Genomic DNA, 26,857 nt, shown 5'->3' on the forward strand with positions numbered 1-26,857 from the left:
AAATCCTTGATGTGAATCAAATTGTTCAGCATCAGATGAGCTATGCAACAGCATCTTGCGGCCGAGTGCGCGAGGGGTGTTGGCTGAAAAATCAAGGCTGCGATTTTGAGATCAATCAGGGATCTCGACGGACACTCGGAAAGGAAGGAACACCGCCATGCCGCCTCTATCGCAATCCGCATCGGAACAACTGAGGGAGCGCCTGCACCAGGCGCGCGCAGACCTGCTCGACACCGTGCGCTCGCGCACCGGCCCGCAAGACGACGAAGCCCCGGCGATCGGCCCGCTGGCCCACCAGGGCCAGAGCGACGATGCGCCGCAATCGGAAATGCTCAGCCATAACGAACAGCACCTGGCCGACCACGAGTCGGACCTGCTGCACGAGATCGACGTCGCCATCGGCAAGCTCGAATCGGGCGGCGCCGGCATCTGCGAATCCTGCGGGCGCGACATCCCGGAAGCCCGCCTGCTGGCCACGCCGACGGTGCGCCTGTGCATCGGGTGCCAGGAGCAGCTCGAGAAGGACCAGCATACGGGGCGCGGGCCCTCGATGTAGCCTGGTGTCAGGCGGCAGACCCGTCATCCCGGCGCAGGCCGGGATCCAATATTGCCCGCATACCGATTGCGTTCGCGCTCGTGACACGCAAGGAACCTGGGTCCCGGCCTACTCCGCGACGACGTTCAAGCGCCGACACTCAACGCGATCCGCCCGGCCGGTCGTCGTCCACCAGGATCCGCATGCCCGGCCCTTCGAGATCCTCGAACTGCCCGCTCTCGGCCGCCCCGAAGAAGATCCACACCGCCAGCGCGACCAGGATCACGCTCAGGGGTATCAACAGGTAAAGCGCTTCCATCTCAATCCTTCCTCAGGCGCAGCGCGTTGAGCACCACGATCGCCGAACTGGCCGCCATGCCGATCCCGGACAGCCAGGGGTTGAGCAGTCCGGTCGCCGCCGCCGGGATCGCGGCCAGGTTGTAGACCGAAGCCCAGATCAGGTTCTGGCGGATTACCGCCAGCGTGCGGCGCGCGGTGACGGCGGCGTCGGCCAGCGGCAGCAGGCTGTCGCCCAGCAGCACGCCGTCGGCATGCACCTGGGCCAGTTCGGCGCCGCGGCCCATGGCGAAGGAGACGTCGGCGCCGCGCAGCACCGCCGCATCGTTGCTGCCGTCGCCCACCATTGCCACCACCGCGCCCTCGGCCTGCAGCTCGCGCACGAAGGCGAGCTTCTCGGCCGGCAGGCGGCCGCCGAAAGCGCTGGCCACGCCCAGTTCTCGCGCCACCGCGCCCGTTGCGGCCTGGTCGTCGCCGCTGAGCAGGATCACGCTCTTGCCGGCGCGCTGGAAACGCCTGACCACCTCTTGCGCCTCCTCGCGCAGGGCGTCGGACAGGTCGAAGCGCGCCAGCCATTGGCCTTCGCTGGCCAGCCAGGCGGTGCTGGTGCCGGTCGGCGCCGCCGAACGCACCACGCCGCCGGCCAGTTCCTGCACGAATTCGGCGGTGCCGATGCGGTAGACGACGCCGTCGATGCTACCTTCGATGCCGCGCCCGAAGTCGGCGCGCAGGCCGCGCGCGCTCAAGCCGTGGCCCGGCATGGCCGCACGGATCGCCATCCCGATCGGATGCGAGTTCTCGGCCTGGAGCGCGGCGCCGATGCGCAGGCACAGGTCGGCGTCATGCGCGCCGACCGGCAGCACCTGGCGCAACACCGGCCGGCCCAGGGTCAGGGTGCCGGTCTTGTCGAACACCACGTGGGTGGCGCGCTCGAAGGTTTCCAGGGTGTGCGGCGCAACCGCCAGCACGCCGCGCCGCAGCAGCCGGTCGGTGGCCGCCGCCAGCGCGGTCGGGGTGGCCAGCGACAGCGCGCACGGGCAGGACACCACCAGCACCGCCACCGCGGCATGCCAGGCGCGCTCCGGGTCGACCGTATTCCAGACCAGGTAGACGGCCGCGCTCAGCACCAGCAGGGCCAGCACGAACCAGGCCGCGACCCGGTCGGCCCACAGCGCGATCGCCGGCTTGCCCTGGCCGGCGCGCTCGACCAGCTTGACCAGCATCGCCAGGGTGCTGTCGCGCGCCGCCGCCGTGATGCGCACCACGATGGCCTGGCCGGCATTCACGGCGCCGCCCGGCAGCACCTCGCCCGGCCCCATGCGGCGGGTCCGGCTTTCTCCGGTCAGGAGCGAAAAATCGAGCTCGGTCGAGCCCTCGTGGATGACGCCGTCCGCCGGCACCGCCCGCCCGGGCGGCACCAGCACCAGTTCGCCCACCGCCAGGCCCGAGGCCGGCACCAGCTCGGTATCGCGCGCCGCCGGGTCGCCGCGCAAGCGCAGCCCCGAGGCGGGCACGCCGCCGCGCAGGGTGTCGAGCGCCCGGGTGGCGCGACGGCGCGCGCCCAGCTCCAGGTAGCGGCTGCCCAGCAGCAGGAACACGAACATCGTGATCGAGTCGAAATAGACCTCGCCCGTAGCGGACGCGAGAGTGACGCAGCTGCCGGCGAAGGCGGCCACGATGCCGAGCGCCACCGGCACATCCATGCCCGGCACGCCGCGCCGGATGTCGCGCCAGGCGCCGGCGTAGAAAGGCAGGGCCGAATAGAATACTGCCGGCAGCGTGAGCGCGAACGAGGCCCAGGCCATCAAGGCACGCATGTCGGCGTCCATGGTGCCGTCCTGCGCCAGGTAGACCGGCACCGCATACATCATCACCTGCATCATCGACAGGCCGGCCACGAACAGCTGGCGGAACAGGGTGCGGCGTTCGCGCTCGATCCGCTCGGCGTGGCGCTGGGCGTCGTAGGGCGCGGCGAAGTATCCGATGGCGCGCAGCGCGCGCACGATCGCGCTGGGGCGGCACAGGGCCGGGTCCCAGCGCAGGTAGACGCGCCCGGTGGCCACGTTGAGCGACACCTCCTGCACCCCGGCCAGCTGCCCCAGGCGCCGCTCGACCAGCCAGACGCAGGCGCCGCAGCGCACGCCCTCGATCGAGAAGCTGCCCTCGCCCTCCATTCCCTGCTGGTCGTACAGCGCCAGCTCGGGCTCGTCCCCCCTGGCGGCGTTCGAGGCCGCGTACTCGGTGCGCACGCTGTAGTAGTCGGCGAAGCCGCCGGCCACGATCGCCTCGGCCGCGGCGGCGCAGCCGGGGCAGCACATGCCGCGCAGCGCGCCGTCGACCCGGGCCTGCCAGCGGCCGCCTTCCGGGACCGGGGAGCCGCAGTGAAAGCAGGGTGCCGCGGCGCCACCAATGCCGGCGCCCCGCACGGCGTCGTTGGCCGCCTGCGCTGCCTGCAACGACGGCGCCACCTGCGCCAGCAGCGCGCTCATGCCTGTGCTCCCGGCGCGACGCACAGGACGTCGATCCAGTGGGCCCACATCCCCTGGGCCGCCGTGCCGGGCGCGGACATGCCACCGGCTGCGCGCCACAGCCCGAGCAGGCCGAAGCCGAGGATCAGGAAGCCGCAGGCCAGGCGCACCTGGCGCCGCTGGAATACGTTGCGCAGGCGCACCCCGGCCATGCCGATCGCCGCCAGCATCGGCAGGGTGCCGAGCCCGAAGGCCAGCATCACGCCGGCGCCGCCGAGCGCGGAGCCGCTCAGCATGGCCGTCACCAGCATGCTGTAGACCATCCCGCAAGGCAGCCAGCCCCACAGCGCGCCGGCCGCGAACATGCGTCCCGGCGTGGCGCCCGGACCGAGCCGGCGCAGCAGCGGGGAAATGCGGCGCCACAGCGCCTGTCCGCCGCGCTCCAGCAGCGCCAGTCCGCGCCAGGCATCCATCAGGTACAGGCCCAGCACCACCAGCATCAGGTTGGCCAGCACGTAGGCGCCGAGCTGCAATGCCGGCAGCCCGGCCAGGCTGGCCAGGCCATTGACGCTGCCCGCCAGGCCGCCGGCCAGCGCGCCGGCCGTGATATAGCTGGCGATGCGGCCGGCGTTGTAGGCGGCCACGTGGGCGGCCGCCGGCGCCAGGCGCTGGATGGCCACGGTGCGCACCGGGACCGGGAAAGCCGGCCGCGGCGCGACCGACATGGCGCCGACGATGCCGCCGCACATGCCGGCGCAGTGGACGCTGCCGGCCAGGCCGACCAGGAATACCGGGAGCAGGCTGACGTTCATACGGTCCGGGAGTAGCGCGGCCCTTCGCTGCGGGCGGCAAGATAGCGGTCGAACACCATGCACACGTTGCGGATGAGGAGGCGTCCCTTCGTGGTCACGGTGAGCCATTCCGGGCCGAGCGTCACCAGCCCGTCCTCTTCCATCTGGCGCAGGCGCGCCAGCTCCGGGGCGAAGTAGTCGCGGAACACGATCGGGAAGGCCTGTTCCAGCGCCGGGATCGACACTTCGAACTGGCACATCAGCTTCTGGATCAGGCTGCGGCGCAGCGCATCGTCCATGCCGAGGCGAAATCCGCGCGCCACCGGCAGCTCGTTCTGGTCGAGCAGGTCGTAATACTCCTCGAGGGTCTTGACGTTCTGGCTGTAGGTGGCGCCCACCGCGCCGATGGCCGAAACGCCGCAGGCCACCAGGTCGGTGTCCGCATGGGTCGAATAGCCCTGGAAGTTGCGGTGCAGACGGCCCTGGCGCTGGGCCACGGCGAGGTCGTCGTCCGGCTTGGCGAAATGGTCCATGCCGATGTAGACGTAGCCGGCCGCGCCCAGGCGTTCGATGCACAGCTGGAGCATCGCGAGCTTGGTGTCGCTGGACGGCATGTCGGCTTCCACGATGCGGCGCTGCGGCTTGAACAGGTGCGGCATGTGGGCGTAGTGGTAGACGGCGATGCGGTCCGGGTTCGCCGCGACCACCTTGTCGAGGGTCTGGCGCATCGTCTCCAGGGTCTGTTTCGGCAGGCCGTAGATCAGGTCGATGCTCACCGAACGGAAACCGGCGGCGCGGGCGGCATCGATCACCGCGCGCGTCTCAATCTCGGGCTGGACGCGGTTGACGGCGCGCTGCACCTCTGGGTCGAAGTCCTGCACGCCCAGGCTGATGCGATTGAAGCCCTGGCGCCGCAAGGTGTGGACCCGCTCGCTTGATACGGTGCGCGGGTCGACCTCGATCGAGTACTCCCCCACCTCGTCGGGCGCGAAGCGAAAGTTGCGGCGCAGGTGGGACATCAGGTCGTCCATCTGGGCATCAAGCAGATAGGTCGGGGTGCCGCCGCCGAAATGCAGCTGCTCGACCTCGTTCATGGCGCCGAACAGCGCGGCCTGCATGGCGATCTCGCGCTTCAGGTAGGCCAGGTAAGTGGCGGCCTTGTCGCGCTTCCTGGTGACGATCTTGTTGCAGGCGCAGTAGTAGCAGACCGTGTCGCAGAACGGGATGTGCAGGTACAGCGACAGCGGACGGCCGCCGCCGCGGGTGAGCAGGCCGGCCACGGCGTGCAGGTAGTCGCGGTAGCCGAACTTGTCGTCGAAGCGGTCGGCGGTCGGATAGGAGGTGTAGCGCGGCCCGTTCCTGCCGAGGCGCTTGAGCAGGTCGACATCGACGTCGACCGTGGAGCACGCCGCGGCATGGGTTGCCGGGTGGGCGAGGATGGGAACCACGGGCTTGCCCACGGCCGGTAACACTGTTGCGTGCATGTCAATCAACTCCTGCTGCTGCCGCTTTGCGGAACTGCAAAGCGGCTTGAATAACAGGCAGTTTATTGATCAGCGTCGTGGAAATCCTTGACTTGCATCAAATACGGACGAGTCTGCCACAGCTGCATGGCGCCGCCCGCCCCTACCGGGGCAAGCAGCGTTCAGCGCCGCGCCGGCGCCGTGTCCTCGAGCTTGAACACCGACAGGGCCTGCACCAGATGGAAGGCCTCGTCAGCCACGTTGGCCGAGGCGTTGGCCGATTCCTCCACCAGGGCCGCGTTCTCGCGGGTGATCTGGTCGAGCTGGGACATGGCCGCGTTCACCTGGGCGATGCCGGTGCCCTGCTCGCGGCTGGCGCCGGTGATGCCGTTCATGATCGCGGCCGCCTCGACCACCGAGGCCACCACTTCGCGCATGGTCCGGCCGGCGTCGCCCACCAGCACGTTGCCTTCGCCGACCTGCTGCACCGAGGTCTCGATCAGGGTCTTGATTTCCTTGGCCGCCGCGGCCGAGCGCTGCGCCAGGCTGCGCACCTCCCCGGCGACCACGGCGAAGCCGCGCCCCTGCTCGCCGGCGCGGGCCGCCTCGACCGCCGCATTCAGCGCCAGGATATTGGTCTGGAAGGCAATCCCGTCGATCAGGCCGATGATGTCCACGATGCGGGTGGCCGAGGCGCTGATATGGCCCATGGTATCGCCCACCCGGCCCACGGCCTCGCCGCCGCGTCCCGCGACCTTCGAGGCCGCCACCACCAGCCCGTCGGCGCGCACCGCGCTCTCGGTATTGTGGCCGGCCGCCTCGGCGATCTGCGCCAGGCTGCTCGCGGTCTGCTCGAGGCTTGCCGCCTGGGCTTCGGTGCGGCTGGCCAGGTCGCCGTTGCCGGCGGCGATCTCGCGGGTCGCATGTTCGATCGAGGCCACGTTGCGGCGCACGTCGCCGACAATGGCCTTCAGGTTGACGTTCAGCTGGCGCAGCGCCAGCTGCAGGCGGCCGATCTCGTCGTTGCGCCCCGGCTCGCAGGGATGGGACAGGTCGCCGCCCGCCAGCGCATACACGGCGGCGGTGGCCTCGCGCAGGGGACGGGCGATGGTGCGATGCAGTTCGGCCCAGGCCGCCAGCGTGGTCGCCACGCCGGCGGCCGCCAGCAGTTGCCACAACAAGCCGTCCGCCGCCAGGCCGAGGCCCGCCATCAAGAGCGCCTGGCCGGCCATGACGATGGCGAGACGGCGCGACAGCGGCAGCGAACGCAGCGCATCGAGGCGGGCGCGCCAGCCGAGGCGGCGCACCGCGCCGCGGTGGATCGCCAGGCCCTTGGCCTCGCCGGCGCGGAACTTCCGATAGAGCTCGCTCGCCGCCTGCACCTGGGCGCGGCTCGGCGCGGTGCGCACCGACATGTAGCCGGTGACGCGGCCGCCTTCCTTGATCGGCACCACGTTGGCCACCACCCAGTAGAAGTCGCCGTTCTTGCGGCGGTTCTTGACCATGCCGGTCCAGGGCTCGCCCGCCTGGAGCGTACGCCACAGGTCGGCAAAGGCTTCCGGCGGCATGTCCGGATGACGGACCATGTTGTGCGCCTTTCCGAGCAATTCGTGTTCCTCGAAGCCGCTGACTTCGATAAAGCTGGGGTTGACGTAGGTGATGCGGCCCTTGACGTCGGTCTTCGAGACGATCGACTGGCCTTCCTTCAACAGATATTCGATGCCGGTGACCGGCAGGTTGGTGCGCACTGACTTCTCCTTGTTGCCGTAAGGCAAGTTTCCAACGCACGATTCTAACAAGTGAAACTCTAAATTTCTTGACTTGGATCAAATTCAGCCCAGTCGACGTGGAAAAAAGCCAGCAAAAACCTTGATTGGCATCAAGTCTTGCCACTCGTGTAAGCTTACGGTATGGACAATATGACACATTCGCTCGTCGGCCTGGCGCTTGGTGAACTGGTCGAGCGCGCCCTGCCGGCAACTGCCGACCCAGTCCAGGGGCGCACCCGCCGCCGCGCCCTCCTGCTCACCGGCCTGCTGGCCAGTAACTTCCCCGACCTCGACCTGGTGCTCACGCCGCTGCTGCCGGCGCCGCTGGGCTACCTGATCCACCACCGCGGCCACACCCATACCCTGCTGTACGCGCTGCCGCAGGTGCTCCTGCTGCTGGCCCTGATTTGGCTGCTGTGGCCGGCGGCGCGCCGCCTGCTGAAGGAGGACCGCGGCGCCCGTCGCGCCGTCCTTGCGACCGCCGTGCTGGGCATGCTGCTGCACTTGTCCTTCGACGGACTGAACGTGTATGGCATCCACCCCTTCCACCCCTTCGATTCGCGCTGGCTGTACGGCGACCTCGTCTTCATTGTCGAGCCGGTGTTCTGGACTGCGCTCGGCGTCGCACTCGCCCTGCTGTCGCGGCGCGCGCTACGACGCCGGCTGGGACTGCTCTTTTTTGCCGCCATGCCGGTGCTGTTCGCCTGGATGGGCTTCCTGCAATGGGGCTCGCTCGCCGGCCTGGGCGCGGTGGCGCTGCTGGTCGCCGCTGCGAACCTCAAGTTCGGCGCGCGCGCCGGGCTGGTGGCGGCCTTGCTCGCCTGCGTGGGCTTCGTCGGCATCCAGGCGGTGGCCGGGCAGCTCGCACGCGGCGAGATCCGCGCCGCGCTGGAAAACCTGGCGCCGGGCAGCCGCGTGCTCGACGTCCCCTTGTCTTCCTTCCCGGCCAACCCGCTGTGCTGGTCTTTCGCCACCGTGTCCGAAGGACCGGCGGCGGGGAGCTACGGCGTGCGCGTCGGGGTACTCAGCCTGGCGCCCGGCCTGAGCCCGGTCTGGGCATGCCCGGCTCGCTTCGGTGGCGTGCCCGACAGTGCAGCCGGTGCGGACGCTGGTCAGGCGGCCCAGGCTGCGCCCAAGGCGACACCCGCACTGGCCTGGAAATTCAGCGAGACCGGCAGCCTGGCCGAATTCCGTGCGCTGCAGCGGACCAACTGCCACTTCGATGCGTGGCTGCGCTTCGCCCGCGTGCCCTCGCTGGCCGGCGGGGTGGCAACCGATATCCGCTTCGGCGCACCCGACCAGCCCAATTTCTCGACCCTGCCGTATGCCGAGCGCGCGGCCGACCCTTGCCCCCGGCCGGTGGCGCAATGGGGCTATCCGCGCGCCGACCTGCTCGGTTGGAAAGCTGGTCCGCCGCGCTAGCGCGCGCGCCGCGCCGGCGTTCGCAGCTGCCCGCCGGCCTGCACCCTCCCCTGCCTGTCGGCATGGGCGATGACGCGCCCGAAGAAGTCCACCAGGCCGGGCGCGTGCAGGTCGAAGCAGAAGCCGTCGCGCACCTGCCAGACGCGCTCGCGGAGCGCGGCCATGGCTGCGCGGTCGTGCAACTGCTGCGCCAGGCCCTTGATGCTGTCGAAGAACAGCCCGATCCCGAGGCGCCGCGCCAGCGCCTGCGCCGCCACGATGGCGCCGCCATTGTCGAACTGGATCATCGGCAGGCCGGCCGCCGCCAGGGTCGCCACCCGCGCCGGAATGTTCAGGTCGTCCCAGTCGGCGCGCCGGATGTCGCCGCCGTTCTGGCTGCGAAACACATGCAGCCAGCCGGCGTCGTACTGCGAGAACTCGCGCACCCATCGGTCCGGGTCGACGTTCGGATGCAGGTGCAGGTGCTCGGGCGCTAGCGCCCGGGCCTTGTCTATCCACTCGCGCCACTGGCCCTGCGTAAAGTCTCCGTAGAAATGCAGGTGGATACCGTGGCGCGCAAGCTCGGCCACCGTGGGCGGATGCAGTCCGATCGGCCGCCCCGGCACCACGGTGTGCACCTGGCCGCCCGCGCCCGGCCGGGCGGACAGCAGGGGCGCACGCTCCTGCAGGAACCAGGCGCGGCGCGGCAGGTCGCCGTCGAGCACGAACTCGAGCCGGGGCGCGGGCCGCGCCGCGGGCGGCCTGGGCAAGGCGGTGGCGAACCAGTCGCGCATTTCGGGACTGCTGTAGATGCAGCCGTCCGCCAGCCGCACCAGATCGGCCAGCAGCGGCCAGGTCCCCTTCTCGATGCAGATGAAGGGCCCTTCCTTGAAGTGCCACACGAAGGGAATGTCCGGCGTGTGCGTCAGCACCTCGTGGGCGAAGGGCACGGCCTGCCAGTTCAGCTGGGCATAGACGAGGTCGGGTTCGATGCGGTCCAGCGCTTCGCGCCATCCCTGGCGCGGCAGTTCCTCGACCGCCCCGAAAGGCAGCGGCCCGACGGTATTGAACCAGTACGGCGTGGGCGTCCACAATCCGTACAGCCGGTGCCCCAGGGCTTCCAGCGCCAGCACACGGTCGGCGTTGTAGGCCAGTTCGCCGGCCAGGACGATCTTGAGGCCCTTGCGCCGGCCCTGCGGCCTGCTGCTACGCGCCTGCGCGTACAGCCGCTCCTCGTCGATGAGGTTGCCGGTGCTGGTATGAAAGCGCAGCGGCCCGGCGACCCGGTAATGCCGGCGGAACGGGTTGACGCCCCCGAGCGGCTCGCGCATGCGCTTGTGGCGCTGGTCCGGATGGTCGACCCACTCGCAGCTGAGCGCCCCCGTCGGAACGAAGGCGCCTTGCGCGCGCAAGGCGGTCCAGAACAGCCGGTCGAGGTCGTCGCTTTCGAGCTCGGCGCGCTCGCGCCAGCGCAGCTCGGTGCGGCGGTGCAGGCACTGGACCAGCTGCAGGCATTCGCCCGGGATGATGCCGTCCGCGCTGCGGTTGTAGTGGTGGCGCACGCCCGCATAGGCCAGTACCGCGCCGGGCGCGCGCTCGAGGCGGGCCACCAGCTGGGCCAGGTGGTCGGCGTGCCAGACATCGTCGCTGGGCAGGTAGGCCAGCAGTTCGCCGCGCGCGGCGTCGAGGCCGGCGTTGATGGCACGGCCCAGACCGCCATTGCCGTCGAAGCGCAGGTAGCGCACCCGGGCGTCGGCCAGCCAGGGCGCCAGGGCGCAGGCGGTATCGTCGCAGGAACCGTCGTCGACGATGACGAGCTCCCAATCGGCATAGGTCTGCGCCCACAGGCTGTCGAGGGCGCGGCCGATGAAGGCCGCCTGCTCGAAGGTAGGCATGAGCACGCTCACGCGCGGGGAATCGGGGACGGACGGCTGGCTGCGCATGACGAAGACCGGTTGTGAAAGCCTCTCCAGATTAAGAGGCGGGGCCCGGCCACGTTTGCGGCATGTCAGCAGTGCGCGGCGCCCCGGGTGCGAGCGCCGGGCGCGCCGCAAGGCTATACTCGCGGCATGCACCCCGACCAGCCCATTCCCGATACCGCCTGCTACTGCTCGGCGCTGCGCCAGGCCTCGCGCTACGTCACCTCGTTCTATGACCAGGTACTGTCGGGTTCGGGCCTGCGCGTGACCCAGTTCGCGATCCTCGCCAGGCTCAGGCCGAGCCCGGCCACGGTGACCCAGCTGGCGCAAAGCATGGTCATGGACCGCACCACGCTGGCGCGCAACCTGCAGCCCCTGGTGCGCGAAGGGCTGGTGCACATCCGTCCCAACGAGCACGACCGGCGCGAACGCGTCATCGCCCTGACCGAGTCCGGCCGCGCCAGGGTCGAAGCCATCCTTCCCGCCTGGCGCCGCGCCCAGGCCCGCTTCGACGAGCAGTTCGGCGCCGAGCGCGGCGCCCAGTTGCTGGCAACCATGCGGGCCGTGGTCGACAGCGGCCTGCACGCATCCGGCGCGGCGCCGCCGGAAGACGCCGGCTGAACGGCGTGGCGGGCGCGGCGCCTGCCACTTTTCCGGTAACATGCCCGGTTTCGCTACCCGAGTTGCCGTGCCCCCTTCCGAACCCATGCTAGCCTTCCTGTCGAACGGCGGCGCCCTAGGTGCCCGGATCCACGCGCACGACTGGAACGCCCATCCGCTCGGACCGATCAGCGCCTGGCCGGCAGCCCTGCGCACCACGCTCGGCATCGTGCTCGGCTCGTCCTTCCCGACCTTCCTGGCCTGGGGTCCGCGCCTCGACCTGTTCTACAACGACGCCTACCTGCCCCTGCTCGGCAACAAGTCCGCCGACGCGCTCGGACGGCCGCTGGCCGAGGTCTGGGACGAGGTGTGGGAATCGGTCGGCGCCTATGCCCAGCGCGTGCTCGCGGGCGAGTCCTTCTTCTTCGAGAACTATGGCGCCACGCTGGAGCGCCATGGCTACCGCGAGCAGGCCTGGTTCACGTTTTCCTATAGCCCGCTGCGCGACGACCAGGGCGTGGTGTGCGGCCTGCTGTGCACCGCCATCGAAGTGAGCGACAAGGTGCGCGCGCTGGCCAGGCACAAGGAAGCGGAAGAACATCTTGCCCTGTCGCTCGAAGCCTCGGGCAACATCGGCACCTGGTCCTACGACCTCGACACTGCCGCCACCTACGTCGACGAGCGCTTCGCGCGCCTGTTCCAGGTCGACGCCGCGCTGGCGCGCGAAGGCACCGAGCTGGTGCGCTTCACCGACATGATCCACGCGCAAGACCGCCCGGCCGTGCTGGCGGCGATCGACCGCGCCATCCTCACCGAAACCCTGTACGACGTCGAGTACCGGATTCCGCAGCGCTCCGGCGTGGACGTGTGGGTCAATGCGCGCGGCAAGGTGTTCGCCAACCCGGAGACCGGGGGCCGCCGCTTCGCCGGCATCGCCGTCGACGTCACCGAGCGCAAGCACGCCGAGCAGGCGCGCATCGAGAGCGAACGGCAGGCGCTGGCCGCCTCGCTGCGCGCCGACGAAAGCGCGCGCCGGCTCGACGTGCTGCTCGAGGCGGCGCCGGTCGGCATCATCTACGTCGACAGCCAAGGCCGCCTGCTGAGGGCGAATGCCGCCAACCGCCAGATCTGGGGCGACTACCCGCTGTCGGCAAGCGTGGACGAATACGGCGAATGGAAAGGCTGGTGGCCGGCCGGGACGCCCCGGGCCGGTCGGCGCCTCGAGATCCCCGAATGGCCGATTGCGCGGGTGCTGCGGGGCGAAGACCTTGTCGCCAGCGTCATCGAGATCGAACCCTTCGGCGAACCCGGCACGCGTCGCACCATCCTGATCCGTACCGCCGCCATCCGCGACCGCGACGGCAAGGTGCAGGGCGCGGTGGCGGCCAACATGGACATCAGCGCCCAGGTCGCGGCGGAGCGGGCGATGATGGAAAGCGAGGCCAAGTTCCGCCTCATCGCCGACGCCATCCCGCAGCTGGCCTGGTCGGCCGACGCGGAAGGCGCCAACGACTACCTGAACGCACGCTGGTCCGAATTCACCGGCATGCCGCTCGAGCGCATCGGCAGCAACGGCTGGGGCGACGTGATCCACCCGGACGACCTGGCGGCCCTGCTCGCGACCTGGCGCGACAGCCTGGTCTTGGGCGAGCCCTACGAGATCGAGCACCGCCTGCTGCACCACGGCGGCGAATACCGCTGGATGCTCAACCGCGCCCTGCCCCTGCGCGACCAGAACGGCAAGGCCATTCGCTGGATGGGCACCCTGACCGACATCCACGACAAGAAGGCCGGCGAGGAAGAGCTGCGGGCCCAGGCGCGCCGCAAGGACGAGTTCCTGGCCATGCTCGCGCACGAGCTGCGCAACCCGCTGGCGCCGATCAGCAACGCCGCCCAGCTGCTCTCGATGGCCACCCTCGACCCGCAGCGGGTGCGCCAGTCGAGCGAGGTGATTATCCGCCAGGTGCGCCACATGACCTCGCTGGTGGACGACCTGCTCGACGTTTCGCGCGTGACGCGCGGCCTGGTGGAACTGGAGCGCGAGCGGGTCGACCTCAAGGCGGTGGTCGCCAGCGCGGTCGAGCAGGCCAGGCCGCTGATCGAAGCGCGCGGCCATGCGCTCGACCTGCACATGGCGTCGAAACGCTGCTGGGTGCACGGCGACCGCATCCGGCTGGTACAGGTGATCGTCAACCTGCTGGGCAACGCGGCCAAGTACACGCCCCAGGGCGGCAGCATCGCGCTGTCGCTCGAGACGGGCGAAACGGACGTGACGATCGCGGTGCGCGACAATGGCATCGGCATCGACCGGGCCATCCTGCCGCAGGTGTTCGAGCTGTTCACCCAGGCCGAACGCACCCCGGACCGCTCCCAGGGCGGGCTCGGCCTCGGACTGGCGCTGGTGCGCAGCCTGGTGCAGCTGCACGGCGGACGGGTCGCCGCCCATAGCGACGGCGCCGGCAGGGGCAGCACCTTCACCGTCACCCTGCCGACGGTCGACGGCGGCGCCGGCGGCGCGGCCGCCGAAGCGCAAACCGCGGCGCCGGCCGCTGCCGGCGCGCGCCGGCGCATCCTGGTGGTCGACGACAACGTCGATGCGGCCCTGTCGCTGGCCGAGGTCCTGCGCTCGCTCGGGCATTCGGTGGCCACCGCGCACGACTCGCACGACGCGCTGGCCCAAGCGGCACAGGCGTGGCCGGACGTCTTCATCCTCGACATCGGCCTGCCCGACATCGACGGCTACGCGCTGGCGCGCCGTCTGCGCGACGCGGCGGCAAAGCGCGCGGACCGACGCGGCGCGACCCTGCTCGCCCTGACCGGCTACGGCCAGGCCCACGACCGGGTGCTGGCGAAGAGCGCCGGCTTCGACCACCATTTCGTCAAGCCGGTCGACCTGGCGCCGCTGGTGGAGATCATCGAGCGCGCGCCGTCCCGGGAATTAAGGCAGGCTTAACCGGGCGCGTCCCATGCAATGCGCATTGCAAGGCAGGCTGGCGCAGCCCTATGCTGGCACCGTCGCCGGCCGGCCCGGCATTCACGAAGGACGCCCATGCCAGGCCTTGCCACCGCCGCCCTGCTCCTGTCCGCGCTGTCCGCAGCCTTGCCGCCGCATGCGGCCGCCAACCCGTCCTGCACCCCGCTGGAAGCCATTCCGGCGGCGGTCGCGGATGCCCCCTTCCTGGTGTTCGGCGACGTGCACGGCACCCGTGAAGTGCCGGCCTTCGTCGCCGCCTACCTGTGCGCCAGCGCGCGACAGCAGCGCAAGACCACGCTGGCGCTCGAACTGCCCGCGACCGCCCAGGACGCGCTCGACGCCTTCATGGCCAGTCAGGGCGCGCCGCAGGACGTCGAACGCCTGACCGCCGGCGGCCTGTGGCGCAGCCCGCGCCAGGACGGCAGGACCAGCATCGACACGCTGCGCCTGATCCAGCGGGTGCGCACGCTCCGTGCCGAAGGCCTGGACATCCGCATCGCCGCCATCGACAGCGTGGCGGCGCCGCGGCAGCGCAGCGCCGCCATGGCCGAGCGCCTGCGCGCCGAACTGCGCCAGGGCGCCGGCCGCCAGGTGGTCGCGCTGGTGGGCGCGCTGCATGCGATCCGCAGCAAGGGCAATCGCTTCAACCCGGAACACGCATCGGCGATCTACCTGCTGGCCGACCAGCGTCCGCTGTCGCTCACGGTCGGCACGGCGGCCGGCAGTGCCTGGGTGTGCCGGGGCGCCCTGCCCGGCACCTGCGGCGCGACCGCGTGGGACATCAACCGCGTCGAGCCGGCGCCGGCCACGCCGTTCTCGCTGGCGCCGCCGTCGCCGCAGTTCGACGGGGTGTTCTACGTGGGGGCGACGACCGCATCGCCGCCGGCCGTCCGGTGAGAAACAGGCCGGCCGTCCTGGAGGAGCTTCAGGGCGGCACTAATCCCGCGCCGGCGCCACGGCCAGCCGGCCGAGCAGCGCGTCGATTTCTTCCAGCCCCGCCGGCTTGGTGAGGTGGGCGTCGAAGCCGGCCGCCCGCGCTTCGCTGCGGTCGTGCTGCGCGCCCCAGCCGGTATGCGCGGCCAGCAGTGCGCCGTCCAGGTGCGGCAGCCTGCGTATCTCGCGCGCCAGTTCGTAGCCCGACAGGCCGGGCATGCCGATGTCCAGGATCAAGAGGTCGAAACGGCCCTCCTTGGCCAGGCCCAGCGCCGCGTACCCGTCATGCGCCAGGCTCACCCGGTGGCCGCGCGCATCGAGCATCGCGCCGAGCATGGTCGCCGCATCGACGTTGTCGTCCGCGACCAGGATGCGCAGGCCCGGCGCCGGGCAGCCGCCGCCCGGGCCGGCGCCGGGCGCTGCGGCGCCGACGGCCGGCTGCGGCGCCAGCGGCAGGCGCAGCGTGAAAGTGCTGCCCTGCCCCACGCCCGGGCTGTGGGCACTGACCGTGCCGCCATGCATCTGCACCAGGCTGCGCACCAGCGCCAGGCCGATCCCCAGGCCGCCCTGGGCGCGGCCGACGTTCTGCGACACCTGGCTGAACATGTCGAACACGCTTTCCAGCGCGTCCCCGGGAATGCCCATGCCGGTGTCGCGCACCGAGATACCGAGCCCCGCTTCGTCGGCCCGGGCCGATAGCGTCACCACCCCGCCCGCCGGCGTGTACTTGCAGGCGTTGGCGAGCAGGTTGGTCAGGACCTGCGCCAGTCGGGTCGGGTCGGCATCCAGCCACAGCGGCTCGACCGGCAAATCGGTCTCCAGCCGGTGCCCGGCCGCCTTGATCATCGGCAGCACGCCTTCGATGGCGACGGTGACGACCTGGCCCAGCGCGACCCGCTCGCGCTTGAGCTCGATCTTGCCGCTGTCGATGCGCGCGATGTCCATCAGGTCGTCGATCAGGCGCACCATCTGGCGCAGTTGGCGGTCCATCATCGTGCGCGCCCGGGCCAGCGCCTGCGGGCTGCTGCCCGGCAGCTGCATCAGGTCCAGGCCGGTGCGCAGCGGCGCCAGCGGATTGCGCAGCTCGTGCGCCAGGGTGGCCAGGAAGCGGGTCTTGCGATTGTTGGCCTCCTGCAGGTCCGCCGCGGCCTGGCGCAGGCGTTCGACGGCCAGCTTGCGCTCGGTGATGTCGCGGCTGACCGTGGCGTAGCCTTCCGGCACGCCGTGCTGGTCGCGGATCACGTACACGGTGCAGATGATCCAGATCGCCGCGCCGCTGCGGAAGTGGCGGAACCGCACCTCGGTCTCGCTGTGGCCGTCGCGCGCGACACGCGGCAGGAAGACCTCCGCGATGAAGTCGCGGTCTTCCGGGAAAAAGAAATCCATCATCGGCGTTGCCAGCGCTTCCTCGGGCGAGGCCGCGCCGACCATCCGCACCGCGACCGGATTCAGGAAGAAGGGTTTCAGGTCGAGCCCGGCCATGCCGATGAAGTCTTCGCTGCGCTCGGCCAGTGTGACGAAGCGCTGGCGCTCCAGCTCCACCTGGCGGCGGTCGTGGATGTCGGTGGTGGTGCCCACCCATTCGCGGATCGCCCCGTCCTGGCCGAAGATCGGCACCGCGCGCGCCACCGTCCAGCGGTACTGGCCGCTTGCCGTGCGCAGGCGCTGCTCGCATTCGTAGGGAACGCGCCGTGCGACGCAGGTGCGCCAGTGCGCCAGCGAAGCGGCGCGGTCGTCCGGGTAGACGGCGTCGACCCAGCCGAAGCCCTTCCACTCGTCGAAGCTCTGCCCGGTGTAGGCGCGCCAGGTCGGGGAATCGGCTTCCATCGCGCCGTCGGGCCGGCAGTGCCACACGATCTGGGTGGTGGCCACGATCAGCGAGCGGAAGCGCTCCTCGTTCTGGCGGATCGCTTCCTCGGCCTGCAGGCGCTCGGTGATGTCGCGGGTGGTGCCGGCCACCGCCTCGACCTCGCCGTCGGGCCCGAACACCGGCACGAAGATGTATTCGTACATGCGGCGCCCGAAGCTGCCGCTGAAGGGCACCACGCCCTTGATCGGCGCCCGGGTCGCTTTCACCTGCTCGATCTCGCGGCCATGCATTTGCGCATGCCAGGGCTCGTAGCCGAGTTCCAGGCAGGTCTTGCCGATCGATTCCTCCCAGCTGCGCCCCCACATGCGCAGCAGGACCTCGTTGGCGTAGGTGAAGCGGTGCTGCAGGTCGAACACGTAGGCCAGGTCGGGCGTATTCGACAGGAAGCTCTCGTACAGGCGGCGCCGCTGTTCCGATTCGCGCCCCAGCTGGTGCAGGCGGGCGCGGGCGCGCTCGCGCTCGACGATGGGGGCGAGGTGGCGGGCGCAGACGTCGGTGAGCCGCATCTCGCGCTCGTCCGGTACCCGTCGTTCGCAGAAATAGATGCTGACGACGCCGATCGCGTTGCCGTCCCTGTCGAAGAAGGGCGTGCTGTACAGCGCACGGATGCCCTGCTCGCGCGCGAAGCCGCGGTAGTCGGCGTACAGCGGGTCGGCCTCGGTGTCGGCGACGACCACCCGGCGCTTGTCGCGGAATGCGGTGCCGCAGGCGCCCGCGCCCAGCGGCACGCAGCGCAGCGCGGCCAGGCCGGCGGCGTCGATGCCCTGGCTGGCCTGGGTCACCAGGCCGCCCGCGGCCTCGTCATGCAGCGAGACGACGCCCTGGTGGCTGCCATGCAGGCGCGTGACCGTTCGCAGCACGATGTCGAACTGTTCGGGAAGCGTACGCGCCTCGAGCAGGCGCTCGCTCATCGCATGCAGCCGCTGCCAGTCGTCCAGCTGGCGCGCCAGCTGGTGTTCGGAGACCGCCAGCGCCACGTCGCTGCGCATCTTGGCCGCCGCCAGTTCGGACTGGGCGCGCGTGCGCTGCGCGACTTCGTCCTCGAGCCTGCGGTTCAGCTCCAGCAGCGCGGCGCGGTTGCGCTGCTCCTCGGTGACGTCGTTGCAGATCACCAGCACGCCGCGCACGCCGGTCTCGTCCTCGATCGGGCTGAAGCCGTAGGTCCACCAGGCGTCCACCAGCACCCCGCCGCGCACCAGCGGCACGCGCTGCCGCTCGTTCCAGGTAGCGCCGCCGCCGGCCATCACCTGCTCGATCTGCGGACCGATGACCGGCCAGGCCTCTTTCCAGCAAACGCGGCCGCGCTGGCCGAGGGCGGCCGGATGGCGCACGTCGTCGAGCGTGGCGCGGTAGGCGTCGTTATAGAACTGGATGAGCTCCGGTCCCCAATAAATGAACATCGGATGGTGCGAGCTCAACAGCAAGCGCAGCGTGGTCTTGAGCGCGCCCGGCCAGCCCGCCGGTTCGCCCAGGCCGGTCGCGGCCCAGTCGTGCGCGCGCATCAGCGCGCCCATTTCCCCCCCACCGGACAGGAAGGCTGCCGGCATGGACATCGGCTTGTCGCAATCGGCAGGCAGCATGGCATCGTCGGATCGGATTGAGGTTGCCGAATAGTATAGCCGACGGCGCAGCGCGTTGTTAGCCTTGCGGAAACCTTGACGGCTCATCCATAACGCGAGGAAACGAATATTTCGCTCGTTACGGTTTGGAACAATTTCGAATCGTGCATACCTGCGGCCGGGATTAGGATTGTTGCATGAACTTCAGCTTTTCTACCCCAACCAGCGGCGCGTGCCTGGTGAAGCTCTGGGCCAGTGGACGCTACGGCTTTTCGCTGCCGAAGAAGGTCGAGATCACCGGACCGGACGGCGTGACCTCGACCTTCGTGTATCACAGCCGGAAAGTCGGGCCGACATCTGAACTCACCAACCGCACGCTTGTCAGAATCGCGATTGCCCAGTACCTGGAGGGCGCCGGGGGCGAGCTCTGCCACATCGACGACACCGTGGCGCCCTTCCCCGGCACCCTGACCCAGATCCGGCCCTTCGCCCCGCCGCCGCCGCCGCCGCGCGTGCGGCCCTCGCGGGTGATGCCGAGAGCGGGCTCCGCCGCCAAGGAGGCGGCATGAATTCAACACGGAAGACGAGGTAGACGCATGCGTATCAGCTACACTCCCGGCCAGGTCGCCATGCTCATCGGCAGGGCCGAACGCCAGCTCGAACAGATCGTCGCCGACTCGGTACGCGAGGCCGGCAACGGGCGCAACATCGGGCGCGGCGCCCAGCACGTGCTGCACGAAACGGTGGTCACCCTGATCCGCCTGTACCGCGAGCAGGTGCCGGGCGGGGCGCCGGTCGCAACCCGCATCGCCCGTGCCTACGCCAAGGGGGCCGATGCCCAGACCGGGGTGCCGACCCTGGCTTGCGTGCGGACCATGCTCTCGATCATGCGCGACGCCGGCGCACTGCTGGCGGAAGCATCGCAGCCGGCGCTGGAGCCGCCGCAGCAAAGGCCGGCGGCCGCGCGGCTCGGACCGGCCTAGGCTGCCTGACCGGCGGCGCCGCCCTGGCGCGCCCGGGTATCGCCGCCGACCCCGACCGCGGTGGCGATCGCCAGCGCCTGGAACAGCGCGACGCCGGCGAACACCCATCCCGGCCGACCCGCATCCATCACCAGCCCGAACAGCAGCGGGCCGACCGCCAGGCCGCTGTCCAGGCCCGAATACACCACGCCGTACACCCGTCCCGTTGCTCCTTTTGGCGCGGCGGCGCGGATCATCAGGTCGCGCGAAGGTCCGGCCACGCCCGAGCACAGGCCGATCAGGCCCATCAGCGGCAAGGCCATCCAGGACGGGCCGGCGCCCGCCGCCAGCACCAGCGCCAGCAGCGCCGCCACCGCGAAGGCCGCCGCCACGGTGCGGTCATGCCGCTTGGCATGCGCGCCCAGGAAACCGCCGGCCACCATGCCCAGCGCCGAGGCCAGCATGTAGGCGGTGTAGGAGCTGGTGGCGAGCGCATGCGAGATGCCGTACAGCGACTCCAGGCTGATCGCCGCGAAGCTCTGGATTGCGCCCAGCGCCACCGCCGTCAGCAGGAAGAAGCCGAAGCACAGCCAGACCGCGCGCAGCTTCAGGAAGGCGAGCGTGCCGCCCTGGGCGGCCCCGGCGCCGCGCTTGAGCGGATCCGGGTACAGCGCATGCCGGTTCAGCAACAGCAGGGCCAGCACCGCCATCGGCAGCAGCGCCGCCCACAGCAGCGCGGCGCGCCAGCCCTGGCTGGCCGCGATCGAGGTCAGGAAGATCGGCGACGCGGCCCAGCCGATGTTGCCGCTGATGCCGTGCACCGAGAAGCCGTGGGCCAGGCGCTCGCGCGAGACGCGCTGGTTCAGCAGCGTGTAATCGGCCGGGTGGAAGATCGCATTGCCGCTGCCCGCCAGCAGCGCGCCGAGCGCCAGGCCGGCATAGCTGTCCGCGTTCGACAGCACCAGCGCCGACACGCCCAGCATGGCCATGCCGGAGAACAGCACGGCGCGCGCGCCGACGCGGTCGACCACGAAGCCGGCCAGCGCCTGCCCGACGCCCGAGACCACGAAGAACACCGTCATCAGGAGGCCCAGTTCGGTGTAGCTCAGGCCGAAGGCGGGCTTGAGCCAGGGGATCAGGGCCGCCAGGATCAGGTGGTAGAAGTGCGAGGTGCCGTGCGCCAGGCCGACCAGGCCGATCACGCGCGCATCCCGCTTCAGGGTGGTGTCCTTGTTCATCGCAGCCCTCTGGTCCAAAAAGCCAGTGTAAGCACATTCGCCACGTCCGATTTAAGATGGCGTGTCAACATTTATCGAGAACCTGCCATGCCAGCGCCGCGCGCCACGCTTCCACCCAGCCCGGGCCCGGGTCCGACGGGCGACCGTCCGGTCAGCCTGACCGCCCGCGACCTGCCCGCCGACGTGTCGGTCGGCGCCCACAGCCACGAGTGGGGCCAGCTGACCTATGCGCGCAACGGCGTGCTGCGGGTGAGCGCGGACGGCAGCAGCTGGACCGTGCCGCCCCAGCGCGCGATCTGGATCGCGCCGCACGTCGTCCACGAGGTGACGATCCTGGAAGCGGCCTGCCTGAGTCCCTTGCGCATCCACGCCTCGCGCGACCCATTCCGCGGCGAGACCTGCCGCGTGGTGGAGGTAAGCAGCCTGCTGCGCGAACTGATCGCCGCCCTCGAGGTGGGCGAGCGGCCGCGCGATCCGCGCCGCGGCGCCCTGCTCGGGGAACTGATCCTGGACGAACTGGCGCGCGCACCCTCGCGCCCGATCCGGGTGCCGCTGCCGCGCGACAAGCGCCTGAAGGGCGTGTGCGAAGCCCTGCTGGCGGCCCCCGGCGACACGCAGACCCTGGCCGGGTGGGCGCGCGCGGCCGGTGCCTCCGAACGCACGCTGGCGCGCCTGTTCGAACGCGAACTGGGCATGAGCTTCGGCCAGTGGCGCCAGCAGGCGCGCCTGGCCCATGGCGCCTCGCTGATCGCGCGCGGCATGCCGCTGTGGCAGGTGGCGCAGCAACTCGGCTACGCCAGCCAGTCGGCCTTCAGCGCCATGTTCAGGAAGACCTTCGGCAGCACGCCGTCGAGCTACTTCGCGGACGAGCGGCGCCTCAGAAGCTGATGACGAAGCGTGGGCCCTGTCCCATCGGCCGCGCATAGCGTACCGTGCCGCCGTTCTCGTGGGCGTCGAGCGTGATCGCCGCGGCGATCGCCGCCAGTGGACACGCGCCGGCAGCGCGCGTCTTTCATCAGGGAATCGGACGCTTGCCGGACCGGCATTGCGCTAGGATGGCGCCATCCACATCAAGCATACGCAGCAAGGAGGCGAACATGGGCGAATCCGAAATGGCAAACGTGCAGGCATGCATCGAGGCCTGCGAAGCGGCGATGCGCGCCTGCCAGGCCTGCGCCGCGGCCGATATCCGCGAAGGCCAGAACGACTGCGCGCTGATCAACCTCGATTGCGCCGACATCTGCGTGGCCACCCTCAACGTGCTGTCGCGCGGTTCGCCCCACCATGGCGACTTCTGCGCCCTGTGCGCCCACATCTGCCGTGCCTGCGCGGCCGAATGCGCCAAGCACGCCTCCATGCACCGGCACTGCGCCGAATGCCAGGCGGCGTGCGAGCGCTGCGCCGCCGAGTGCGACAAGCACGCGCGCGAACGCCACATCTGATCTCCGGCAGAGCGCGCTGCCATGGCTGGCCCGCCTCGCTTCCCAGGGGCGGGTCAGCCCCCTGTCGTATGTACGCATCAGTTAAGGCAATCTTAACGTCCCGGTAACGCCGGACTGAACCATTGCCGCGTAGCATCGTCTATGATCTGAGCATATTTATACATACAGGGTAGCGCCGTCCACCAGGCGGCGCTACCCGCGGGGGCATCGCCTGGCGATGTGTGTTCCACGTCAACCAGGCGTCGCAGCGCAATTCCATGTTTCCAGAAGCATCGCGTATCACCCTGCAACACAACAGCCCGTCGGCACGGCTGGCGCGCTTCACCCGCTGGGCCGGCCCGTATGCCAGCCTGCTGCAGATGCTGCTCCTCGGCCTCGTCATCCTGAGCCTGTCGCGCGCCGCCCTGGCCGCCTGGCAGTGGGAGCGGGTGCAGGCGAGCGGCATCTCGGCCATGCTGTTCCTGCAGGGCGTCCGAGCCGACCTGATCTTGCTAGGCTATTTCCTGGCGATTCCACTGCTGCTGGCGCCCCTGTTCGCACACCGCTTCTCGGCCCATCTGTGGCGCACGGCCACCGTGGCCTGGGCCACCTTCGCCCTGGTCTTCATCGTGTTCATGGAACTGTCCTCGCCACAGTTCATCATGCAGTACGACGTCCGCCCGAACCGCCTGTTCATCGAATACCTGGCCTACCCGCGCGAAGTGTTCGCCACCCTGTGGCACGGCTTTCGCACCGCCCTGCTGCTGGGCGTGGGGCTGACCCTGTTCCTGGCCGTGCTCCTGTACCGGCTGCTCCAGCGCGCCTCGAACGACATGAGCATGTGGCCCTCGCGCAAGCTGCTCCTGCTCTGGCCCTTGTTGTGCCTGGCCGTCTTCGTGCAGGTGCGCTCGACCACCGGGCACCGTCCGGCCAATCCCGCCCTGTTCGCCCTGACCGGCGACTCGATGGTCAATTCCCTGATCATCAACTCGGCCTGGTCGGTGTTCGACGCCATCGGCGCGATGCGCAAGGAGGCGACGTCGTCCGAGATCTACGGCGACATGCCGCGCGCCAAGGTGCTCGAGCAGGTGCGCGCGGCGCCCTGGCTCGCCGGGGCGCGTTTCGACGCCCCGCAGCTGCCGACCCTGCACCACCAGCCCGCAGCCATCGTGCGGGCGCGCCCGCTGAACCTGGTCATCGTGCTGGAGGAGAGCCTGGGCGCCACCTTCGTGCAATCGCTGGGCGGCCTGCCGGTGACGCCCGAGCTTGAAAAACTCAAGCACGAAGGCTGGTGGTTCGAGCAGCTCTACGCCACCGGCACCCGTTCGGTGCGCGGCATCGAAGCGGTGGTGGCCGGCTACGCGCCGACACCGGCGCGCAGCGTGGTCAAGCTGTCGCTGGCCCAGCAGAACTTCTACACGCTGGCCGCAGGCCTCGGCCAGCAGGGCTACCACACCGAATTCGTGTACGGCGGCGAGGCGCACTTCGACAATATGCGCAGCTTCCTCACCGGCAACGGCTTCCAGAAGATCGTCGACATCGGCGAGATGCGGCCTTCCTTCGTCGGCAGCTGGGGAGCCTCGGACGAAGACCTGTTCGACAAGTCGCTCGAGCGCCTCAAGACCCTGCATGCGGCGAACAAGCCCTTCTTCAGCCTGATCTTCACCTCGTCCAACCATGAGCCTTTCGAGTTCCCCGACGGGAAGATCGCGCTGCACGAGCCGAACAAGCAGACCGTCAACAATGCCGTGAAATACGCCGACCATGCCCTCGGCGAGTTCATCCGCGAAGCGAAGAAGCAGGACTACTGGAAGGACACCGTGTTCCTGATCGTGGCCGACCACGACAACCGGGTATACGGCAACGCCCTGGTGCCGATCAAGAAATTCCATATTCCGGGACTGATCCTGGGCGCCGACGTCCAGCCGAAGCGGATTGCCGCCATTGCCAGCCAGGTCGACCTGGCGCCGACCCTGCTGTCGCTGTTGGGCGTATCCAGCACCCACCCGATGATCGGACGCGACTTCGTGCGCGACAGCGGCTCGCCGGGCCGCGCCCTGATCCAGTTCGACAAGCTGTTCACCTGGCTGGAGGGCTCCTCGGCCACCATCCTGCGCCCCGGCAAGCCGCCCCTGCTGGGCCGCTACGATGCCGCCAGCGGCGTGCTCGACCCCTACGCCGGCAAGCCGAGCCAGGCCCAGGTCGACCGGGCGATGGCGCACGTGATGCTGCCGTCCCTGCTCTATCGCGAGCGGCGTTACCGGCTGGCGCCCTGAGCGCCCATCTGGAAACAAAACCGCAACAAACTCGCCCGTCACCGGCCGATTCTGGCGCTTGGGTTCCTGCTAATATTGGTCGTCCCGCTGGCCTTGCCACCCGGCCGCGGGTCCAATCCGCAGTGCTCTTCCAACCCGGGATACGAAGATGGACGCCAGAACGCCAGCCTTGATCGCCTGCACGCACCCGCATTCGCCCGCCCGCGCCGATGGACGCTGAGATGCGGGCTCACGCCATCCTGCGATACTTCCCGGCCACCCTGCTGGCCGTGCTGCTCGCCTTGCATGCGGCCTGGGCGCAGGCGGCCGCATCGAGCGAGACCGGCCATGCGCGCGCCAGCCTGCTGGTGCACGCGCCAGGCGGCATCAAGCCGGGCCTTGACGTCTGGCTGGGCCTGCGCATCGAGCACCAGCCGCGCTGGCATACCTACTGGTTCAACCCGGGCGACTCGGGCCTGCCCACCACCGCGGCCTGGACCCTGCCGGCCGGATTCGCCGCCGGCGAGATCGCCTGGCCGACCCCGAAGCAGCTGCCGCTCGGTCCCCTGATGAACTACGGCTACGACGGCGACCTGCTGCTGCCGGTGCGCCTGACGGTGCCGCCCGACTACCGCGGCGGCCCGGTGGCGGTGCGGCTGCGCGCCGATTTCCTCATCTGCGAAGAGGTGTGCATTCCCGAGTTCGCCGAACTGGACACCACGCTCACGCCCGGTCCCGTCTCGACGCATGCCGCGTTATTCCAGAAAGCTTTTGATGACGCCCCGCTGGCCGTGCCCGGGCTGAAGGCGAGCGCCCGCCTCGAGAACGATGCGCTGGTGATCGAGGCTTCCGGCCTGCCGCCCGCCTGGCGCGGCCAGCCCTTGCAATTCTTCCCCGCCAACGGCGGCGTGATCGACCACCCGGCGCCCCTGGCGCAGGAGTGGAAAGGCGAGCAGCTGGTGCTGCGCGCGCCCTTGTCGACGCAGCGCAGCGACAGCCCGGCGTCGATGGACGCGGTGATCACGGCCGGCCACCGTTCGCCCGGCATCCGGATCGGGTTCGCGATTTCCGGACCATCGCCGCAAGCCGGTGCGGCCACCGCCGCCGTTGCATCGGCGCCCGTGGCGGCGGCCGAGCCCGGATCCGGGTCCGGCCGCCCCTGGCTGACGGTGCTGGGCTTTGCCTTCCTCGGCGGCGCGCTCCTGAACCTGATGCCCTGCGTGTTTCCGGTGCTGTCGCTGAAGGTGCTCGGCTTCGCCCAGCATGGTGGCGAGCGCAAGCGCATCGTGGCGGGGGGCTTGGCCTACACCCTTGGCGTCATCACTTCCTTCCTGCTGCTGGCCGCGCTGCTGCTGGCGCTGCGCGCCGGCGGCGAAGGGCTGGGCTGGGGTTTCCAGCTGCAGTCGCCCTTGTTCGTCGCCGCGCTGGCCGGCCTGTTCACGCTGATCGGCTTCAACCTGGCCGGCCTGGTCGAGTTCAGTCACATGCTCCCGAGCCGGGTGCTGAATGCGCGGGCGCGCAACCCGGTGCTGGACGACTTCCTCACCGGCGTGCTGGCGGTGGCCGTGGCCTCGCCCTGCACCGCGCCCTTCATGGGGGCCGCACTGGGCGCCGCCCTGTCCCAGCCCGCGCCGCAGGCCCTGTCGGTGTTCGCCGCGCTGGGCGCCGGCATGGCCGCGCCCTATCTCGCCGCCAGCCTGTTCCCCGGCCTGGCGCGCGTGCTGCCGCGCCCGGGCCCGTGGATGGCCCGCTTCAAGACCTTCATGGCCTTCCCGATGTTCGCCACCGTGGTCTGGCTGCTGTGGGTGCTCGGGCAGCAGGCCGGCGCCGACGCGGTCGCGGCAAGCCTCGGCCTGATCGTGGCCGCCGCTTTCGGCCTCTGGGTACTGGGCATCCCGGCGCGCAGCGGCGCGGGGCGCGTTGCCGGCATGGGCGCCGCAGCCCTGGCGTTCGCCGGCGCCGCGGCCTGGGCCTGGCCGGCCCTCCACGCCGGCCAGTCCGACCTCGCCGCTTCCGCGCAATCGGCCGGCTGGCAGGCCTGGTCGCCGCAGGCGCTGGCCCAGGCGCGCCAGGAAGGACGCCCGGTGTTCGTCGACTTCACCGCGGCCTGGTGCGTGACCTGCCAGTACAACAAGCGCACTACCCTGGCCGACCCGGGACTGATGGAAGACTTCCGGGCCAGGGGCGTGGTGCTGATGCGCGCCGACTGGACCCGGCGCGACGAGACGATCACGCAGGCACTGAAGGAACTCGGACGCAGCGGCGTGCCGGTGTATGCGCTCTACCGCCAGGGCGCGCAGCAGCCCACGCTGTTGTCGGAACTGCCGAGCGTGGAGGAAGTCAGGCAGGCCCTCGCCGCGCCATGACCGGAGGATTCAAACAGTTCAAGCAGTCCCACCAGA

At 70.2% G+C, this 26,857-nt stretch carries 19 protein-coding genes; 11 read left to right on the forward strand and 8 right to left on the reverse strand.

Annotation, left to right across the window (positions count from 1 at the left end; translation table 11 throughout):
- Nucleotides 1–157: 157 nt before the first annotated feature.
- Entirely contained in the window at nucleotides 158–556 is a 399-nt protein-coding gene (locus ACK4S9_RS16965; protein ID WP_409727919.1) for a TraR/DksA family transcriptional regulator, read from the forward strand.
- Nucleotides 557–695: 139 nt separating this feature from the next.
- Here ACK4S9_RS16965 and ccoS read toward each other — a convergent pair whose 3' ends face one another.
- From ccoS to ACK4S9_RS16990, 5 genes are all read right to left on the reverse strand, one after another.
- Nucleotides 696–854: a cbb3-type cytochrome oxidase assembly protein CcoS gene (gene ccoS, locus ACK4S9_RS16970; protein ID WP_409727922.1), complete on the reverse strand. Its 159-nt coding sequence runs from the start codon at nucleotides 852–854 to the stop codon at nucleotides 696–698.
- A gap of 1 nt (nucleotide 855) precedes the next feature.
- Nucleotides 856–3,321 carry a heavy metal translocating P-type ATPase gene (locus tag ACK4S9_RS16975; RefSeq protein ID WP_409727925.1) on the reverse strand — a complete coding sequence of 822 codons (2,466 nt, stop codon included), beginning with the start codon at nucleotides 3,319–3,321 and terminating at the stop codon, nucleotides 856–858.
- Nucleotides 3,318–4,112: a sulfite exporter TauE/SafE family protein gene (locus ACK4S9_RS16980; protein ID WP_409727927.1), complete on the reverse strand. Its 795-nt coding sequence runs from the start codon at nucleotides 4,110–4,112 to the stop codon at nucleotides 3,318–3,320. The genes ACK4S9_RS16975 and ACK4S9_RS16980 overlap by 4 nt, the downstream gene beginning before the upstream one ends.
- A complete protein-coding gene (gene hemN / locus ACK4S9_RS16985) occupies nucleotides 4,109–5,575 on the reverse strand; it encodes an oxygen-independent coproporphyrinogen III oxidase (protein WP_409727930.1) in 1,467 nt (488 codons plus the stop codon). The genes ACK4S9_RS16980 and hemN overlap by 4 nt, the downstream gene beginning before the upstream one ends.
- 161 nt (nucleotides 5,576–5,736) lie before the next feature.
- Nucleotides 5,737–7,302 (reverse strand): methyl-accepting chemotaxis protein, encoded by a 1,566-nt coding sequence (locus tag ACK4S9_RS16990; protein WP_409727932.1) that lies wholly within the window; start codon nucleotides 7,300–7,302, stop codon nucleotides 5,737–5,739.
- 171 nt (nucleotides 7,303–7,473) lie between these two features.
- Between ACK4S9_RS16990 and ACK4S9_RS16995 the strand changes: the two genes are divergently transcribed.
- A complete protein-coding gene (locus ACK4S9_RS16995; RefSeq protein ID WP_409727935.1) occupies nucleotides 7,474–8,745 on the forward strand; it encodes a metal-dependent hydrolase in 1,272 nt (423 codons plus the stop codon).
- Here the strand turns inward: ACK4S9_RS16995 and ACK4S9_RS17000 are convergent.
- Nucleotides 8,742–10,667: a glycosyltransferase gene (locus ACK4S9_RS17000; protein ID WP_409727938.1), complete on the reverse strand. Its 1,926-nt coding sequence runs from the start codon at nucleotides 10,665–10,667 to the stop codon at nucleotides 8,742–8,744. The genes ACK4S9_RS16995 and ACK4S9_RS17000 overlap by 4 nt on opposite strands.
- Before the next feature lie 126 nt (nucleotides 10,668–10,793).
- Here ACK4S9_RS17000 and ACK4S9_RS17005 point away from each other — a divergent pair, with 126 nt between their 5' ends.
- The 3 genes from ACK4S9_RS17005 (at nucleotide 10,794) to ACK4S9_RS17015 (ending at nucleotide 15,114) form a co-directional block, all read left to right on the forward strand.
- The gene (locus tag ACK4S9_RS17005) at nucleotides 10,794–11,264 is read left to right on the forward strand and encodes a MarR family winged helix-turn-helix transcriptional regulator (protein WP_409727940.1); all 471 of its coding nucleotides are present in this window, start codon (nucleotides 10,794–10,796) and stop codon (nucleotides 11,262–11,264) included.
- Between the two features lie 67 nt (nucleotides 11,265–11,331).
- A complete protein-coding gene (locus ACK4S9_RS17010) occupies nucleotides 11,332–14,196 on the forward strand; it encodes a PAS domain S-box protein (protein WP_409727943.1) in 2,865 nt (954 codons plus the stop codon).
- Between the two features lie 96 nt (nucleotides 14,197–14,292).
- Nucleotides 14,293–15,114, forward strand: coding sequence for a hypothetical protein (locus tag ACK4S9_RS17015; RefSeq protein WP_409727946.1), 822 nt, complete (start codon nucleotides 14,293–14,295; stop codon nucleotides 15,112–15,114).
- 39 nt (nucleotides 15,115–15,153) lie between these two features.
- On the opposite strand, the gene ACK4S9_RS17020 is transcribed toward ACK4S9_RS17015, so the two are convergent.
- Nucleotides 15,154–18,600 carry a PAS domain S-box protein gene (locus ACK4S9_RS17020; protein WP_409727949.1) on the reverse strand — a complete coding sequence of 1,149 codons (3,447 nt, stop codon included), beginning with the start codon at nucleotides 18,598–18,600 and terminating at the stop codon, nucleotides 15,154–15,156.
- A gap of 218 nt (nucleotides 18,601–18,818) precedes the next feature.
- Here ACK4S9_RS17020 and ACK4S9_RS17025 point away from each other — a divergent pair, with 218 nt between their 5' ends.
- Entirely contained in the window at nucleotides 18,819–19,148 is a 330-nt protein-coding gene (locus ACK4S9_RS17025) for a hypothetical protein (RefSeq protein ID WP_409727952.1), read from the forward strand.
- A gap of 27 nt (nucleotides 19,149–19,175) precedes the next feature.
- Nucleotides 19,176–19,562, forward strand: a complete 387-nt coding sequence (locus ACK4S9_RS17030) for a hypothetical protein (protein WP_409727954.1) — start codon at nucleotides 19,176–19,178, stop codon at nucleotides 19,560–19,562.
- Here ACK4S9_RS17030 and ACK4S9_RS17035 read toward each other — a convergent pair.
- On the reverse strand, nucleotides 19,559–20,779 hold the full coding sequence (locus tag ACK4S9_RS17035; RefSeq protein ID WP_409727957.1) for an MFS transporter: 1,221 nt from the start codon (nucleotides 20,777–20,779) through the stop codon (nucleotides 19,559–19,561). The two genes, ACK4S9_RS17030 and ACK4S9_RS17035, sit on opposite strands and share 4 nt — an antisense overlap.
- 87 nt (nucleotides 20,780–20,866) lie before the next feature.
- Between ACK4S9_RS17035 and ACK4S9_RS17040 the strand changes: the two genes are divergently transcribed.
- From ACK4S9_RS17040 to ACK4S9_RS17055, 4 genes are all read left to right on the forward strand, one after another.
- Nucleotides 20,867–21,667, forward strand: coding sequence for an AraC family transcriptional regulator (locus ACK4S9_RS17040; RefSeq protein WP_409727959.1), 801 nt, complete (start codon nucleotides 20,867–20,869; stop codon nucleotides 21,665–21,667).
- Nucleotides 21,668–21,876: 209 nt separating this feature from the next.
- The gene (locus ACK4S9_RS17045) at nucleotides 21,877–22,221 is read left to right on the forward strand and encodes a four-helix bundle copper-binding protein (RefSeq protein WP_409727962.1); all 345 of its coding nucleotides are present in this window, start codon (nucleotides 21,877–21,879) and stop codon (nucleotides 22,219–22,221) included.
- Between the two features lie 257 nt (nucleotides 22,222–22,478).
- Nucleotides 22,479–24,476, forward strand: coding sequence for an LTA synthase family protein (locus tag ACK4S9_RS17050; RefSeq protein WP_409727964.1), 1,998 nt, complete (start codon nucleotides 22,479–22,481; stop codon nucleotides 24,474–24,476).
- Nucleotides 24,477–24,697: 221 nt separating this feature from the next.
- The gene (locus tag ACK4S9_RS17055) at nucleotides 24,698–26,821 is read left to right on the forward strand and encodes a protein-disulfide reductase DsbD family protein (protein WP_409727967.1); all 2,124 of its coding nucleotides are present in this window, start codon (nucleotides 24,698–24,700) and stop codon (nucleotides 26,819–26,821) included.
- Nucleotides 26,822–26,857 lie beyond the last annotated feature (36 nt).

Source organism: Massilia sp., from assembly GCF_046293535.1.
In the GTDB taxonomy this organism is placed as follows: domain Bacteria; phylum Pseudomonadota; class Gammaproteobacteria; order Burkholderiales; family Burkholderiaceae_D; genus Telluria.

Excerpts from the sequence above, each read along its gene's own strand:
- ACK4S9_RS16965 (WP_409727919.1), top strand. The coding sequence starts at position 158 with ATGCCGCCTCTATCGCAATCCGCATCGGAACAACTGAGGGAGCGCCTG.
- ccoS (WP_409727922.1), bottom strand. The coding sequence starts at position 854 with ATGGAAGCGCTTTACCTGTTGATACCCCTGAGCGTGATCCTGGTCGCG.
- ACK4S9_RS16975 (WP_409727925.1), bottom strand. The coding sequence starts at position 3,321 with ATGAGCGCGCTGCTGGCGCAGGTGGCGCCGTCGTTGCAGGCAGCGCAG.
- ACK4S9_RS16980 (WP_409727927.1), bottom strand. The coding sequence starts at position 4,112 with ATGAACGTCAGCCTGCTCCCGGTATTCCTGGTCGGCCTGGCCGGCAGC.
- hemN (WP_409727930.1), bottom strand. The coding sequence starts at position 5,575 with ATGCACGCAACAGTGTTACCGGCCGTGGGCAAGCCCGTGGTTCCCATC.
- ACK4S9_RS16995 (WP_409727935.1), top strand. The coding sequence starts at position 7,474 with ATGACACATTCGCTCGTCGGCCTGGCGCTTGGTGAACTGGTCGAGCGC.
- ACK4S9_RS17000 (WP_409727938.1), bottom strand. The coding sequence starts at position 10,667 with ATGCGCAGCCAGCCGTCCGTCCCCGATTCCCCGCGCGTGAGCGTGCTC.
- ACK4S9_RS17005 (WP_409727940.1), top strand. The coding sequence starts at position 10,794 with ATGCACCCCGACCAGCCCATTCCCGATACCGCCTGCTACTGCTCGGCG.
- ACK4S9_RS17015 (WP_409727946.1), top strand. The coding sequence starts at position 14,293 with ATGCCAGGCCTTGCCACCGCCGCCCTGCTCCTGTCCGCGCTGTCCGCA.
- ACK4S9_RS17020 (WP_409727949.1), bottom strand. The coding sequence starts at position 18,600 with ATGCTGCCTGCCGATTGCGACAAGCCGATGTCCATGCCGGCAGCCTTC.
- ACK4S9_RS17030 (WP_409727954.1), top strand. The coding sequence starts at position 19,176 with ATGCGTATCAGCTACACTCCCGGCCAGGTCGCCATGCTCATCGGCAGG.
- ACK4S9_RS17035 (WP_409727957.1), bottom strand. The coding sequence starts at position 20,779 with ATGAACAAGGACACCACCCTGAAGCGGGATGCGCGCGTGATCGGCCTG.
- ACK4S9_RS17040 (WP_409727959.1), top strand. The coding sequence starts at position 20,867 with ATGCCAGCGCCGCGCGCCACGCTTCCACCCAGCCCGGGCCCGGGTCCG.
- ACK4S9_RS17045 (WP_409727962.1), top strand. The coding sequence starts at position 21,877 with ATGGGCGAATCCGAAATGGCAAACGTGCAGGCATGCATCGAGGCCTGC.
- ACK4S9_RS17050 (WP_409727964.1), top strand. The coding sequence starts at position 22,479 with ATGTTTCCAGAAGCATCGCGTATCACCCTGCAACACAACAGCCCGTCG.
- ACK4S9_RS17055 (WP_409727967.1), top strand. The coding sequence starts at position 24,698 with ATGCGGGCTCACGCCATCCTGCGATACTTCCCGGCCACCCTGCTGGCC.